Here is a 14,342-nt window from a genome sequence, read left to right on the forward strand (position 1 = left end):
GGCGGGGCCGGGGCCCGGGCGCCCGGGAGGGCTCACCGCGCCAGGTGCCGCTCCACGGTCTCCACCTTGGAGGTGAGTCCGTCGGTCACGCCGGGGCGGATGTCGGCCTTGAGGACGAGGGACACGCGCGGCGCCCGCGCCTCCACGGCGGCGACGGCCCGCCGGACGACGTCCATCACCTCGTCCCACTCGCCCTCGATCGAGGTGAACATCGCGTCGGTGCGGTTCGGCAGGCCCGACTCGCGGACCACGCGCACGGCGTCGGCGACGTACTCCCCCACGTCCTCGCCGACGCCCAGGGGCGTCACGGAGAAGGCGACGATCATGCGTTCACGACCCCTTCCTTGCGGGCGCGGGCGGCGACGACGGCGTCCTCCGCCTCGCGGCGCAGCCTGCGCTCGGCGAAGAAGCCGCCGGTGGGCAGCACCGAGAGGACGAAGTAGAGGGCCGCGGTCCCCAGCGGCCACTTGGCGCGGTTCCAGGCGTCCGCCCAGAAGATGACGTACAGGATGAACAGGACGCCGTGGATCGCGCCCATCACGGGCACCGCGTTGAACTCCGTGGTCCGCTTCAGCACGGAGCACAGGAGCAGGATCAGGAAGGACACGGCCTCCGGGGCCGAGACCAGACGGAGGCGGCGTAGGGCGGTGGCGGTCTTGATGTCCACGGATCACCTTCGGTGGGAGCGACATGTTTGTGAACGCACGCACAAGCGTTCCCTCATTGTGGCAAACGGCGCCCCTGGGGGTCCGCTCAGGGTGGGTCTCCACCCGTAGGCCCTGTTCCGTCCACCCGCCCGGCCGCTACGTTCACAGCGTGGCGATGTTCCGGCTCCAGGGGAGCAAGGTCCTCGCCGTCGACATGACCGGGGACGCCGTGAAGGCGAAGAACGGCTCGATGGTCGCGTACGACGGGCAGATGACCTTCAAGAAGCTGAGCGGTGGCGGCGAGGGGCTGCGCGGGATGGTGACCCGGCGGCTCACCGGCGAGCAGATGACGGTGATGGAGGTGAAGGGACACGGGACCTGCTGGTTCGCGGACCGGGCGTCCGAGATCAATCTGGTGAGCCTGCACGGGGACAGGCTGCACGTCGAGGCGGGCAATCTGCTGGCGGCGGACGCGGGGCTGCGGACGGGCACGACGTTCACCGGCCTGCGCGGCGCCTCGCAGGGCAACGGGCTGTTCACGACGACCGTCGAGGGCCACGGCCAGGCGGCGATCGTCTCCGACGGCCCGGCGGTCGCGCTGCGGGTCACCCCGCAGTACCCGCTGATCGTGGACCCGGGGGCCTATGTCGCCCACCAGGGCGACGTCCGCCAGTCCTTCCAGTCCGGTGTGACCTTCCGCACGCTCCTCGGCGAGGGCGGCGGCGAGGCCTTCCAGATCCGCTTCGAGGGCGACGGACTGGTCTACGTCCAGCCCAGCGAGCGGAACACGATCGCGGGGGACCTGTGAGATGACCTTCCGAGAGATCAACCCCAAGATGGTCGAGGCGACCGTCCTGCCGGGGCAGCGGCTGTTCAGCCAGCGCGGGGCGATGCTCGCCTACCGGGGGGACGTGTCCTTCACCCCCAGCGTGCAGGGCGGCCAGGGCGGGCTGATGTCCATGGTCGGGCGCCGGGTGGCCGGCGAGGCGACTCCCCTGATGACCGTGGAGGGCAGCGGCACGGTCCTCTTCGGGCACGGCGGCCATCATGTGCACGTGATCGCCCTCACCGGCGACACCCTGTACGTGGAGGCCGACCGGCTGCTCGCCTTCGAGGGCACGCTGCGGCAGGGCACCATGTTCCTCGGCGCGCAGGGCGGGGTCATGGGCCTGGTGCGCGGGCAGGTCACCGGGCAGGGCCTGTTCACCACGACCCTCCAGGGCCGGGGCGCGGTCGCCGTGATGGCGCACGGCGGGGTCTTCGAGCTCCCGGTCACCCCCGAGCGGCCGGTCCACGTCGATCCGCAGGCCTACGTCGCCCACCACGGCGACCTGCGCAACAGGCTGTCCACCGCGCTCGGCTGGCGCGACATGGTGGGCCGCGGCTCCGGCGAGGCGTTCCAGCTGGAGCTGAGCGGCAGCGGCACGGTGTACGTCCAGGCGTCGGAGGAGAAGCTGTGAGCACCTACGGAGCGCCGGGCGGCGGACCGGTCGTGTACGACCCGATGACCCTGCCCGCCGACGACAACGTGAACCCGTACACCTTCTGCGTCGAGCTCAAGAGCGGCCAGTGGTTCCTGCAGAAGGGGAAGATGATCGCCTACTACGGGGCGATCGAGTTCAACGGCATCGGGCACGGCCGGCTCGACCGGCTCGTGCGGACGTCGTTCCATTCGCCACTGCACGCCGGGGACTGGGTCGTGGCGGAGGGCTCGGGGAAGATGCTGCTGGCCGACCGGGCCTTCGACGTCAACTCCTATGACCTGGACGACGGGAATTTGACCATTCGCGCGGGCAACCTGCTCGCTTTTCAGCCAACTCTGGCACTCAAACAATCGATCGTGCCCGGTTTTCTGACCCTCCTCGGAACCGGGAAGTTCGTGGCCGCATCCAACGGACCGGTGGTGTTCATGGAGCCTCCGATCCGGGTCGACCCCCAGGCGCTCGTCGGGTGGGCGGACTGCCCGTCCCCCTGCCACCACTACGACCACGCGTACCTGACGGGTGTACTGGGCGGTCTACGTGCGATGACGGGCATCGGCGGGGTTTCCGGGGAGGAGCACCAGTTCGAGTTCGCCGGCGCCGGGACGGTGCTGCTGCAGTCGACGGAGACCTTGGCGGCCGAGGCGGCCACGGGGGCGGTTCCGCCCGATCCGGGCGTTCCCGGAGGTGGCGGAGCGGCACCGGGCGGACACGGTCCGCAATCGTCGGCCGCACCGCGCCTTCCCGGACAGCTCGGGGACCTCCAGCGTCGCTTCGGGCTGTGAGCGGTAGTCTGCGGAGTGTGACGTCGAACGCGTGCGCATGTCACACCACCCGAAGTAGTTCGCCATTCAACTTCTTAGGTAGACTTCATACATGGAGACCGAGACGGCCACGCGCTGGCTGACCGATGCGGAGCAGTGCGCCTGGCGCACCCACCTGGAGGTCAACAGGCTGTTGACGTACCAACTCGAGAAGGACCTGCAGCCGTTCGGCCTGACGCTGAACGACTACGAGATCCTGGTGAACCTGTCCGAGTCGGAGGACGTGCGGATGCGGATGAGCGACCTCGCCTCCGCGACCCTGCAGTCCAAGAGCCGGCTCTCACACCAGATCACGCGGATGGAGAACGCGAACCTGGTGCGCCGTGAGAACTGCGAGTCGGACCGGCGGGGCCTGTACGCCGTGCTCACGGAGCACGGCATGGAGACGATGAGGAAGGTCGCGCCGCACCACGTCGCGTCCGTGCGGCGGCACTTCATCGACCTGCTCTCGCAGGAGGCGCTGATCGAGCTGGACAAGGCGCTGAAGCCGATCGCCGAGCACCTGAGGGGACAGCGGGGGCGTCCCTGACCGTCGGCGTGCGGCAGCCCCGCGGCACTGGCCGAAAACGCCCGCGGCACGCCCCGCCCCGCCCGTGTACGCGGCGGGCCGTCGCCGGCACGCCCCGCACCGCCCTGCGCGCCCCAGCGGCTCCCCGGCGCGCAGAGCCGGCTCGGCGCCCGGCACGCGCCCACCTCCGGCACCACCGGGGGTGGGCCGCCGGGCCCGCCGGAGCTCAGCGGCCACGCGCCCCCCGGCGGGTGCCGAGGCACCCGACCGACCGCGCGTCGGTCCGGCGGACGCGCCACCCGTCAGCACCGGGGCCTATGACGCGCCTGTGAGGGCCATGCCGCCGCACCGCCCTCTGCGCGCCCCAGTGGGCGCAAGCGGGTACCGGAGCCGCGGCACGGGCCGCCGGCAGCGGCTCCACGGCACGCAGACCCCGCCCGGCACCCGGCGAGCACCTCCCCCCGGCACCACCCGGGGGTGGGACGCCCGGCCCGCCGGAGCTCAGCGGCCACGCGCCCCCGGCGGGTGCCGAGGCACCCGGCCGACCGCGCGTCGGCCGAGCGGCGCGCCGCCGTCAGCACCGAGGCGACGGACGCGCCCGCGAGTCCCATCGCCCAGCTGGAGCAGCACCACACCGCCGAAGGGACGGGAGCGTGTCGCTGCGCGGCACGGGCCGCCGGCAGCGGCTCCACGGCGCACAGAACCAGCCCGGCACCCGCCACGCGCCCCTCAGCGGGTGCCGAGGCACCCGGGCCTACGGACGCGCCCGGGTGGGCCATCGCCCCCGGTGGAGGCCACAGAAGGCCGCCGCACCGCCCTCTGCGCGCCCCAGTGGGCGCAAGCGGGTACCGGAGCCGCGGCACGGGCCGCCGGCAGCGGCTCCACGGCACGCAGACCCCGCCCGGCACCCGGCGAGCACCTGCCTTCAGGGCGGCTGCCACGGGTGGCTGCGGGCCGCTGGGCCCGCCGGACAGCGGCGGTACGGCGCGCGCCCCGGTGCCGTTGCGGGAGGCTGCGCGGCCCGAGTCGCCGCAGAGGCATCACGGCGCGCGGAGCCAGGTCGGCACCCGGCGCCCGGCCCACCTCCGGCACCACCGGGGGTGGGCCGGGCGGCACGGGCCGTCGGCTGCGGCTTCAGGGGCGCGCTCCGGCCTCCGGAGCGGGGGCCGGAGGAGCTGCGCGGTACGGGTCCCTCGGCCGGGGCGGCGGGGCGGCGCGGCCCGGCCGCTGGGGTCCGCTCCGGGCCGGCCCGTCAGGCCTGCGCCTGCGTCAGGCCGGTCACCAGTTCGTCGGCGGCGCGGTAGGGGTCCAGCTCGCCGGCCACGATGCGCTCCGCGAGGGCGCTGAGGCGGCGGTCGCCGTGCAGGTCGCCGATGCGTTCGCGCAGGGCCGTGACGGCGATGGTCTCCACCTCGCGGGCCGCGCGGGCCCTGCGGCGCTCGGCCAGGACACCGTGCTCCTCCATCCACGCGCGGTGCTTCTCCAGGGCCTGGACGACCTCGTCGACGCCCTCGGCGCGGGCGGCGACCGTCTTGACGATGGGCGGGCGCCAGTCGCCGGGGCCGCGGGCCTCCCCCAGGCCCAGCATGTGGTTCAGCTCGCGGGCCGTGGCGTCGGCGCCGTCCCGGTCGGCCTTGTTGACGACGTAGACGTCGCCGATCTCCAGGATCCCGGCCTTCGCCGCCTGGATGCCGTCGCCCATGCCGGGGGCCAGCAGGACGACGGAGGTGTCCGCCTGGGAGGCGATCTCGACCTCCGACTGGCCGACGCCGACGGTCTCGACCAGGATCACGTCGCAGCCCGCCGCGTCCAGCACCCGGACGGCCTGCGGCGCCGCCCAGGCCAGGCCGCCCAGGTGGCCGCGTGTGGCCATGGAGCGGATGTAGACGCCGGGGTCGGAGGCGTGCTCCGACATCCGGACCCGGTCGCCGAGCAGGGCCCCGCCGGAGAACGGCGAGGACGGGTCGACGGCGAGGACGCCGACCCGCCTGCCCTGCTTGCGGTACGCGGTGACGAGCGCGGAGGTGGAGGTGGACTTGCCGACGCCGGGCGAGCCCGTCAGGCCCACCACATAGGCGTTGCCGGTCAGCGGGGCCAGGGCCGCCATGACCTCCCGGAGCTGCGGGGACGCCCCCTCCACCAGCGAGATCAGCCGGGCCACGGCCCGCGGCCGGCCCTCCCTCGCCTGGGCGACCAGCGTGGAGACGTCGTGCATCAAACAGCTCCGTTCACTTCACCGACGTACAGGATTCTCAGGCCTTCGGTACCCGCACGATCAGCGCGTCGCCCTGGCCGCCGCCGCCGCACAGCGCCGCCGCGCCGATGCCGCCGCCGCGGCGCTTGAGCTCCAGCGCCAGGTGGAGCACGATCCGGGCGCCGGACATGCCGATCGGGTGACCCAGCGCGATGGCGCCGCCGTTCACGTTGACCTTGTCCGTGGAGACGCCGAGGTCCTTCATCGACTGCACGGCGACGGCGGCGAAGGCCTCGTTGATCTCGATGAGGTCCAGGTCGGAGACCTCCAGCCCCTCCTTCTTCAGGGCGTGCCGGATGGCGTTGGACGGCTGGGACTGCAGGGAGTTGTCCGGTCCGGCCACATTGCCGTGCGCGCCGATCTCGGCGAGCCACTCCAGGCCCAGTTCCTCGGCCTTGGCCTTGCTCATCACGACCACGGCCGCCGCACCGTCCGAGATCTGCGAGGAGGAGCCGGCGGTGATCGTGCCGTCCTTGGCGAAGGCGGGGCGCAGCCTGGCCAGGGACTCCGCGGTCGTGTCGCCGCGAATGCCCTCGTCCTTGCTGAACAGGACCGCGTCGCCCTTGCGCTGCGGGATCTCCACCGGGGTGATCTCGGCCTCGAACAGGCCGTTCTTCTGCGCGGCGGCGGCGCGCTGGTGGGACAGGGCGGCGATCTCGTCCTGCTCGGCGCGGCCGATGCCGAGCCGGGTGTTGTGCTTCTCGGTGGACTCGCCCATCGGGATGTTCTCCCACGGGTCGGTCAGGCCGTCGTAGGCCATCGCGTCGAGCATCTGCAGCGCGCCGTACTTGAAGCCCTCGCGGGACTTCGGCAGCAGGTGCGGGGCGTTGGTCATCGACTCCTGGCCGCCGGCGACGACGATGTCGAATTCACCCGCGCGGATCAGCTGGTCGGCGAGCGCGATCGCGTCGAGGCCGGAGAGGCACACCTTGTTGACGGTGAGTGCCGGGACGTTCATCGGGATGCCGGCCTTGACCGCGGCCTGGCGGGCCGGGATCTGGCCCGCTCCGGCCTGCAGGACCTGGCCCATGATCACGTACTGCACCTGGTCGCCGCCGATCCCCGCACGGTCGAGGGCGGCCTTGATCGCGAAGCCGCCCAGGTCGGCTCCGGAGAAGGACTTCAGCGAGCCCAGCAGTCGTCCCATGGGCGTACGGGCGCCCGCGACGATCACCGAGCCGGTGGTGTCAGAAGACATGAGGTGCGATCCCCTTCCAGCTCCGCAGAGCCGAGGAGTGAACGAGGGTTTACTTCGAATGTACTGAGCGGTTGGACACGGCGTCACCGGGCTGTCGGTGTGATCGCGCGCACGTTGCGTAACCACCCCGGGGGCGCTGCACTGAATCCATGCTGACGCGAATCGACCACATCGGGATCGCCTGCCACGACCTCGACGCCACCGTCGAGTTCTACCGTGCCACGTACGGCTTCGAGGTGTTCCACACCGAGGTCAACGAGGAGCAGGGCGTGCGCGAGGCCATGCTCAAGATCAACGAGACCTCGGACGGCGGCGCCTCCTACCTCCAGCTGCTGGAACCGACCCGCGAGGACTCCACGGTCGCCAAGTGGCTCGCCAAGAACGGGGAGGGCGTCCATCACATCGCCTTCGGCACCGCGGACGTCGACGCGGAGGCCGCCGCCGTCCGCGGCAAGGGCGTGCGGGTGCTCTACGACGAGCCACGGCGCGGCTCCATGGGGTCGCGGATCACCTTCCTGCACCCCAAGGATTGCCATGGCGTCCTCACAGAACTGGTCACTTCGGCGCCTGTTGAGTCGCCCGAGCACTGACCCCCGTACATAAGGGCCGGTAGGGTTGGGGGCGGTCGTCCCCTCAACCGGGACGACCGCATGCCGGGGTCCGGGTTTCGGGGGACGTGCGTCGGGGCAAAGCCCGTGCTCCGCCGTTGATCTGACACCATTCCCCGGGGGCGCCGTCCGGCGGATGGACGGCGCTCGTTGGAGAAGCTGACCAGGGGACGGATGGGACCGCGCAGTGCGGGGCTACGAGAGCCAGGAGCGAGAGCCGGCGGCTGACGTCGACCACCTCTCTCGGTTCGAGGCCGAGATGAAGCGGCTGAGGACCGAGCGGGAAAAGGCGATCCAGCACGCCGAGGACCTCGGCTACCAGGTCGAGGTGCTGCGTGCCAAGCTGCACGAGGCGCGGCGCACCCTCATGACCCGGCCCGCCTACGACGCGGGTGACATCGGCTACCAGGCCGAGCAGTTGCTCCGCAACGCCCAGATGCAGGCCGAGCAGCTGCGCCAGGACGCCGAGCGGGAGCTGAGCCAGGCCCGCGCGCAGACCCAGCGCATCCTGCAGGAGCACGCCGAGCAGGCGGCCCGGCTGCAGGCCGAGCTGCACCAGGAGGCGGTGACCCGGCGCCAGCAGCTCGACCAGGAGCTGGCCGAGCGCCGGGCCACCGTCGAGTCGCACGTCAACGAGAACGTCGCCTGGGCGGAGCAACTGCGTGCCCGGACGGAGGCACAGGCCCGCCGGCTCCTCGAGGAGTCCCGCGCGGAGGCCGAGCAGGCCCTGGCGAGCGCCCGCGCGGAGGCCGAACGGCTGACGCGTCAGGCCCGCGAGCGGCTGCAGAGCGAGGCCGAGGCCGCCCGCACGGAGGCCGAGCAGATCCTGCGCCGGGCCCGCGCGGACGCCGAGCGGCTGCTGAACGCCGCCTCCACGCAGGCGCAGGAGGCCACCGAGCACGCCGAGCAGCTGCGCACCGCCACGGTCACCGAGTCGGACGCGGCCCGCCGGCAGGCCGCCGAGCTGAGCCGGGCCGCCGCGGAGCGGATGGCGGCGGCCGAGGAGGCGCTGCGCAAGGCGCAGGCCGAGGCCGAGAAGGTGGTCGCGGAGGCCAAGGAGGCCGCCGCCAAGGCCCTCGCCAGCGCCGAGGCCGCCAACGAGACGCGCACGCGCACCGCGAAGGAGCAGGTCGCCCGGCTGGTCGAGGAGGCCACCAAGGAGGCCGAGAGCACCCGGTCCGAGGCCGAGCAGCTGGTCGCCGACGCGCGCGCCGAGGCGGAGAAGATCGTCGCCGAGGCCGCCGAGAAGGCCCGCTCGATCACCGCCGAGGAGACCGCCACCCAGCTGTCCAAGGCGGCCAAGACCGCGGAGGACGTGCTCAACAAGGCGTCGGAGGACGCCCAGAAGACCACCAGGGCCGCCGCCGAGGAGGCCGAGCGGATCCGCAAGGAGGCCGAGGCCGAGGCGGACCGGCTGCGCGCGGAGGCGCACGACATCGCCGAGCAGCTCAAGGGCGCGGCGAAGGACGACACCAAGGAGTACCGCGCCAAGACGGTCGAGCTGCAGGAGGAGGCCCGCCGGCTGCGCGGCGAGGCCGAGCAGCTGCGCGCCGACGCGGTCGCCGAGGGCGAGTCGATCCGTGCCGAGGCCCGCCGCGAGGCGGTGGCGCAGATCGAGGAGGCGGCCAGGTCCGCCGAGGAGCTGCTGGCCAAGGCCAAGGCGGACGCCGACGAGCTGCGCCAGACCGCGACCGCCGACAGCGAGAAGGTCCGCACCGAGGCCATCGAGCGCGCCACCACCTTGCGCCGGCAGGCCGAGGAGACCCTCGAACGCACCCGCAAGGAGGCCGAGCGGCTGCGCGCCGAGGCCGCCGAGCAGGCGGAGACGGTCCGGGCGGACGCCGAGAAGGCCGCGCGCGAGCTGCGCGAGGAGACCGAGAAGGCGGTCGAGGCGCGCCGCGGCGAGGCCGCCGAGGAGCTGACCCGTCTTCAGAACGAGGCGCAGGAGAGGCTGACGGCCGCCGAGCAGGCGCTGGCCGACGCCCGCGAGGAGGCGGCCCGCATCCGGCGGGAGGCCGCCGAGGAGACCGAGCGGCTGCGCACGGAGTCCGCCGAGCGGATCCGTGCGCTCCAGCAGCAGGCGGAGGCCGAGGCCGACCGGCTGCGCACCGAGGCCGCGTCCGACGCGTCCGCCTCCCGCGCCGAGGGCGAGGCCGTCGCCGTTCGGCTGCGGTCCGAGGCCGCCGCCGAGGCCGAGCGGCTGAAGGCGGAGGCCCAGGACACCGCCGACCGGGTGCGTGCCGAGGCGCAGGCCGCCGCCGAACGGCTCGGCGCCGAGGCGTCCGAGACGCTGGCCGCCGCGCAGGAGGAGGCCGCCCGGCGCCGCCGCGAGGCCGAGGAACTGCTCGGCGCCGCCCGCGAGGAGGCCGACCAGGAGCGGCAGCGGGCCCGCGAGCAGAGCGAGGAGCTGCTCGCCTCCGCCCGCAAGCGCGTCGAGGAGGCGCAGGCCGAGGCGACCCGTCTGGTGGAGGAGGCCGAGCGGCGGGCCACCGAGATGGTCGCCGCCGCCGAGCAGCACGCCCAGCAGGTGCGGGACTCCGTCGCCGGGCTGCACGAGCAGGCCCAGGAGGAGATCGCCGGGCTGCGCTCGGCCGCCGAGCACGCGGCGGACCGCACGAAGCGGGAGGCCGAGGAGGAGGCGGACCGGGTCCGCGCCGACGCCTACGCCGAGCGGGACCGGGCCAGCGAGGACGCCGCCCGGCTGCGGCACGAGGCGAACGAGGAGGCGGAGGCCGCCAGGGCCCTGGCCGAGCGGACCGTGGCGGAGGCGGCCGCCGAGGCGGAGCGGCTGCGCGCCGACGCGGGCGAGTACGCCCAGCGGGTGCGCACCGAGGCGTCGGACGCGCTGGCCGAGGCCGACCAGGCGGCGGCCCGTACCCGTGCGGACGCCCGCGAGGACGCCAACCGCATCCGCTCGGACGCGGCCACCCAGGCCGACACCCTCATCACCGAGGCCCGCAGCGAGGCGGAGCGCCTGCAGACCGAGACGGCCGCGGAGGCCGACCGGGTGCGCACGGAGGCGCTGACCGAGGCGGAGCGCCTGCAGACGGAGACGGCCGCCGAGGCGGAGCGGGTGCGCACGGAGGCCCTCGCCGAGGCGGACCGCGTCCGTGCGGAGGCCGCCGCCACCGCCGAGCAGCTCATCGGGGACGCCACCGGCGACGCCGAGCGGCTGCGCGCCGAGGCCGCCGAGGCCGTCGGCTCCGCCCAGCAGCACGCGGAGCGGGTGCGGGCCGAGGCCGAGCGGCTCAAGGCGGACGCGGAGGCGGAGGCCGAGCGGCTGGTCGGCTCCGCGCGCGAGGAGGCCGAGCGGACCCTGGACGAGGCCCGGAAGGAAGCCAACAAGCGGCGTTCGGAGGCGGCGGAGCAGGTCGACAAGCTCATCACCGAGACCGCGGCCGAGGCCGACAAGCTGCTCGCCGAGGCGCAGCAGCAGGCGCTGAAGACCACCGCGGACGCCGAGTCGCAGGCCGACACGATGGTCGGCGCGGCCCGCAGCGAGGCCGAGCGGATCGTCGCCGAGGCGACCGTCAAGGGCAACTCGCTGGTGGAGAAGGCCCGTACGGACGCGGACGAGCTGCTGGTCGGCGCCCGCCGGGACGCCACCGCGATAAGGGAGCGGGCGGAGGAGCTGCGCGACCGCATCACCGCCGAGGTCGAGGAGTTGCACGAGCGGGCCCGCCGCGAGGCGGCCGAGACGATGAAGTCCACCGGCGACCGCTGCGACGCGCTCATCAAGGCCGCCGAGGAGCAGCTGGCGAAGGCCGAGGCGAAGGCCAAGGAGCTGGTGTCCGAGGCCGACTCCGAGGCGGGCAAGGTGCGCATCGCCGCGGTCAAGAAGGCGGAGGGGCTGCTCAAGGAGGCCGAGCAGAAGAAGGCCCGTCTCGTCAAGGAGGCCGAGGAGCTGAAGGCGGAGGCGGTCCGCGAGGCCCGGCGCACGGTCGAGGAGGGCAAGCGGGAGCTGGAGATCCTGATGCGCCGGCGTGAGGACATCAACGCCGAGATCTCCCGTGTCCAGGACGTGCTGGAGGCGCTGGAGTCGTTCGAGGCGCCGGGCGCCGCCAAGGACGGCGGGGTCAAGGCGGGGGCCACCGTGGGTGCCCCCCGATCGGGTGGCAAGTCGTCAGAGAGCTAGCGGAAGAGGGGGGTTCCGGTGTCTTCTGGTGGCTTTGCCCGAGTCCCTGGCAAGCCGTCCGGGAGTCAGCCACTCGAAAGAGGTGTCATTCTCCAGATCAAACACGTATCCGCTCGATGACACACCGCTTCGGCCCCTAGGATTCCCTTATCACCTCACCGGTCTCATTCGACAGGAACCCCATGAGCGACACTTCCCCCTACGGCTTCGAGCTTGTGCGGCGTGGGTACGACCGCGCTCAGGTGGACGAACGGATCTCGAAGCTCGTCTCCGACCGTGACAGTGCTCTGGCCCGCATCACCGCCCTGGAGAAGCGCATCGAGGAGCTGCACCTCGAGACGCAGAACGCTCAGGCGCAGATCACGGACGCCGAGCCGTCCTACGCGGGTCTCGGCGCACGCGTCGAGAAGATCCTGCGCCTGGCCGAGGAAGAGGCCAAGGAGCTGCGTGAGGAGGCCCGGCGGGCGGCCGAGCAGCACCGCGACCTCGCCGAGTCCGCGGCCCAGCAGGTCCGCAACGACGCCGAGGCGTACGCGGCCGAGCGCAAGGCCAAGGCCGAGGACGAGGGCGTCCGGATCGTCGAGAAGGCCAAGGCCGAGGCGGCCCAGCTGCGCACCGACGCGCAGAGGGACGCGCAGTCCAAGCGCGAGGAGGCCGACGCTCTCTTCGAGGAGACCCGCGCCAAGGCCGCGCAGGCCGCAGCCGACTTCGAGACGAACCTCGCCAAGCGCCGCGAGCAGTCCGAGCGCGACCTGGCCTCGCGTCAGCAGAAGGCCGAGAAGCGCCTGGCGGAGATCGAGCACCGGGCCGAGCAGCTGCGCCTGGAGGCGGAGAAGCTGCGCACCGACGCCGAGCGCCGCGCCCGCCAGACGGTGGAGACCGCCCAGCGCCAGGCCGAGGACATCGTGGCCGACGCCAACGCCAAGGCCGACCGCATCCGTTCGGAGTCCGAGCGCGAGCTGGCGGCGCTCACCAACCGCCGCGACAGCATCAACGCCCAGCTGACCAACGTCCGCGAGATGCTCGCCACGCTGACCGGCGCCGCGGTGGCCGCGGCCGGCACGTCCGGCGACGACGAGTCGATCTCCCGGAGCGTTCCGGCGCAGCAGACCCGGTAGGTTCCGTAGTCGTACGGCGCCGGGAGGAGGGGCGGTGGGACCGTGTCCCACCGCCCCTCCCGCATGCGCCGGCCCGCCCGGTGCGCCCGGGCACCGCCGGGGCCGTAGCCTGGGGAGCGAGGCCGGTGCGGGTCGGGCGGGCCGGTGAGCCGATGCGGTCGTGCGGGACACGGGCGGCAGCGGGACACGGGCGGCAGCGCGGACGGCCGGTGGGAGCGGGCCGTGGTGTCCGCCCGGTCGCGCTCCCGGCGCCGGCGCAGGCGCGGTGCGGGCCCGAGGGAAGGAGGCGCCCGTATGGAGGTCACCGACCGGGGCCTGGAGGCCGCCGTCCTGGAGCTGCTCGGCCGGAGGGCTCCGGGCGCGTCGGTCTGCCCCTCGGAGGTGGCCCGGGCGGTCGCGCCGCGGGACGGGGACGGATGGCGTGAGCTGATGGAGCCCGTCCGCCGGGCCGCGGCCCGGCTCGCCGCCCGCGGCGAGGTGGAGGTCACCCGGCACGGCGTTCGCGTCGACCCGGACCGGGTCCGCGGTCCCGTCCGGATCCGCCGCCCGCGCTGAGCGCGAGCGGCCGGCGGCGCTCGAGTGGCAGGGCCCCGGCGCCCGCCCTAGCGTGGCCGCATGATCGAGCTGGCGGGACTGACCAAACGGTACGGCGGGAAGGTGGCGGTCGACGGCCTCACCTTCACGGTCGGGCCGGGCGTCGTGACCGGGTTCCTCGGACCCAACGGCGCCGGGAAGTCCACGACCATGCGGATGATCCTCGGGCTGGACCGTCCCACCGCGGGCGACGTCCGGATCGACGGCACGCGCTACGACCGGCTGAAGGACCCGCTGACGTGCATCGGCGCCCTGCTGGACGCCAAGGCCCTGCACGGCGGCCGGAGCGCCTACCACCACCTGCTCTGCCTCGCGCAGAGCAACGGCATCCCCGAAAGCCGGGTGGCCCAGGTGCTGGACACCGTCGGGCTCACGGCCGTGGCGCGGAAGAAGGCCAAGGGGTTCTCGTACGGGATGGGGCAGCGGCTCGGGATCGCCGCCGCCCTGCTCGGCGACCCGCGGATCCTGATGTTCGACGAGCCGGTGAACGGGCTCGACCCGGAGGGCATCCACTGGATCCGGAACCTGATGAAGTCGCTGGCGGCGCAGGGCCGGACGGTGTTCGTCTCCAGCCATCTGATGAGCGAGATGGCGCTGACCGCCGATCATCTGGTCGTCATCGGGCGGGGGCGGCTGCTCGCGAACACCTCCATGGCCGACTTCATCCGGGCGCACGCACGGTCGTACGTCAGGATCCGCACACCCCAGCGCGAGCGGCTGCTCGACGTGCTGCACCGGGCGGGGATCACCGTCGTGGAGGCGGGCGGCGGAGCCCTGGAGGCAGCGGGGGGCACGGCCGGGCAGGTGGGCGAACTGGCCGCGCGGCACGGGCTGGTGCTGCACGAGCTGAGCACGCAGCAGGCCTCGCTGGAGGAGGCGTTCATGCGGCTGACGGCGCAGACGGTGGAGTACCACGCGAACGCCGGCGCGGTGTCCGCCCCGCAGGACAAAGTCACCGGTCGGAAGGTGGTGTGA

General features: G+C 73.6%; 13 protein-coding genes. 9 read left to right on the top strand and 4 right to left on the bottom strand.

The window, feature by feature from the left end; translation table 11 throughout:
- Window positions 1–32: 32 nt before the first annotated feature.
- Together ABZ261_RS03925 and ABZ261_RS03930 are read right to left on the bottom strand one after the other, a co-directional pair.
- A complete protein-coding gene (locus ABZ261_RS03925; RefSeq protein WP_189986363.1) occupies window positions 33–326 on the bottom strand; it encodes an MTH1187 family thiamine-binding protein in 294 nt (97 codons plus the stop codon).
- Window positions 323–667 (bottom strand): DUF3817 domain-containing protein, encoded by a 345-nt coding sequence (locus ABZ261_RS03930; RefSeq protein ID WP_356854989.1) that lies wholly within the window; start codon window positions 665–667, stop codon window positions 323–325. The genes ABZ261_RS03925 and ABZ261_RS03930 overlap by 4 nt, the downstream gene beginning before the upstream one ends.
- 155 nt (window positions 668–822) lie before the next feature.
- Here ABZ261_RS03930 and ABZ261_RS03935 point away from each other — a divergent pair, with 155 nt between their 5' ends.
- The 4 genes from ABZ261_RS03935 (at window position 823) to ABZ261_RS03950 (ending at window position 3,481) form a co-directional block, all read left to right on the top strand.
- Window positions 823–1,455: an AIM24 family protein gene (locus tag ABZ261_RS03935; protein ID WP_356855547.1), complete on the top strand. Its 633-nt coding sequence runs from the start codon at window positions 823–825 to the stop codon at window positions 1,453–1,455.
- 1 nt (window position 1,456) lies between these two features.
- Complete coding sequence (locus tag ABZ261_RS03940) at window positions 1,457–2,107, top strand: AIM24 family protein (RefSeq protein ID WP_356854991.1); 651 nt, start codon at window positions 1,457–1,459, stop codon at window positions 2,105–2,107.
- Window positions 2,104–2,913 carry an AIM24 family protein gene (locus tag ABZ261_RS03945; RefSeq protein WP_356854993.1) on the top strand — a complete coding sequence of 270 codons (810 nt, stop codon included), beginning with the start codon at window positions 2,104–2,106 and terminating at the stop codon, window positions 2,911–2,913. Before ABZ261_RS03940 ends, ABZ261_RS03945 begins: the two co-directional genes overlap by 4 nt.
- Window positions 2,914–3,004: 91 nt before the next feature.
- On the top strand, window positions 3,005–3,481 hold the full coding sequence (locus ABZ261_RS03950) for a MarR family transcriptional regulator (protein WP_356854995.1): 477 nt from the start codon (window positions 3,005–3,007) through the stop codon (window positions 3,479–3,481).
- Between the two features lie 1,231 nt (window positions 3,482–4,712).
- Here ABZ261_RS03950 and meaB read toward each other — a convergent pair.
- Both meaB and ABZ261_RS03960 read right to left on the bottom strand, forming a co-directional pair.
- Entirely contained in the window at window positions 4,713–5,675 is a 963-nt protein-coding gene (gene meaB / locus ABZ261_RS03955; RefSeq protein WP_356854997.1) for a methylmalonyl Co-A mutase-associated GTPase MeaB, read from the bottom strand.
- Between the two features lie 37 nt (window positions 5,676–5,712).
- A complete protein-coding gene (locus ABZ261_RS03960) occupies window positions 5,713–6,912 on the bottom strand; it encodes an acetyl-CoA C-acetyltransferase (RefSeq protein ID WP_356854999.1) in 1,200 nt (399 codons plus the stop codon).
- A gap of 149 nt (window positions 6,913–7,061) precedes the next feature.
- Here ABZ261_RS03960 and mce point away from each other — a divergent pair, with 149 nt between their 5' ends.
- The 5 genes from mce to ABZ261_RS03985 all read left to right on the top strand — a co-directional run bounded on the left by mce (window position 7,062) and on the right by ABZ261_RS03985 (window position 14,342).
- The gene (gene mce, locus ABZ261_RS03965; protein WP_356855001.1) at window positions 7,062–7,502 is read left to right on the top strand and encodes a methylmalonyl-CoA epimerase; all 441 of its coding nucleotides are present in this window, start codon (window positions 7,062–7,064) and stop codon (window positions 7,500–7,502) included.
- A gap of 205 nt (window positions 7,503–7,707) precedes the next feature.
- Window positions 7,708–11,655: a polarized growth protein Scy gene (scy, locus tag ABZ261_RS03970; protein WP_356855003.1), complete on the top strand. Its 3,948-nt coding sequence runs from the start codon at window positions 7,708–7,710 to the stop codon at window positions 11,653–11,655.
- Between the two features lie 182 nt (window positions 11,656–11,837).
- Window positions 11,838–12,773, top strand: a complete 936-nt coding sequence (locus tag ABZ261_RS03975; RefSeq protein WP_356855005.1) for a cellulose-binding protein — start codon at window positions 11,838–11,840, stop codon at window positions 12,771–12,773.
- A gap of 294 nt (window positions 12,774–13,067) precedes the next feature.
- Window positions 13,068–13,328 carry a DUF3253 domain-containing protein gene (locus ABZ261_RS03980; protein WP_356855007.1) on the top strand — a complete coding sequence of 87 codons (261 nt, stop codon included), beginning with the start codon at window positions 13,068–13,070 and terminating at the stop codon, window positions 13,326–13,328.
- Window positions 13,329–13,388: 60 nt separating this feature from the next.
- Window positions 13,389–14,342, top strand: coding sequence for an ATP-binding cassette domain-containing protein (locus tag ABZ261_RS03985; RefSeq protein WP_356855009.1), 954 nt, complete (start codon window positions 13,389–13,391; stop codon window positions 14,340–14,342).

Source organism: Streptomyces sp. NPDC006193 (genome assembly GCF_040613915.1).
Classification (GTDB): Bacteria; Actinomycetota; Actinomycetes; order Streptomycetales; family Streptomycetaceae; genus Streptomyces.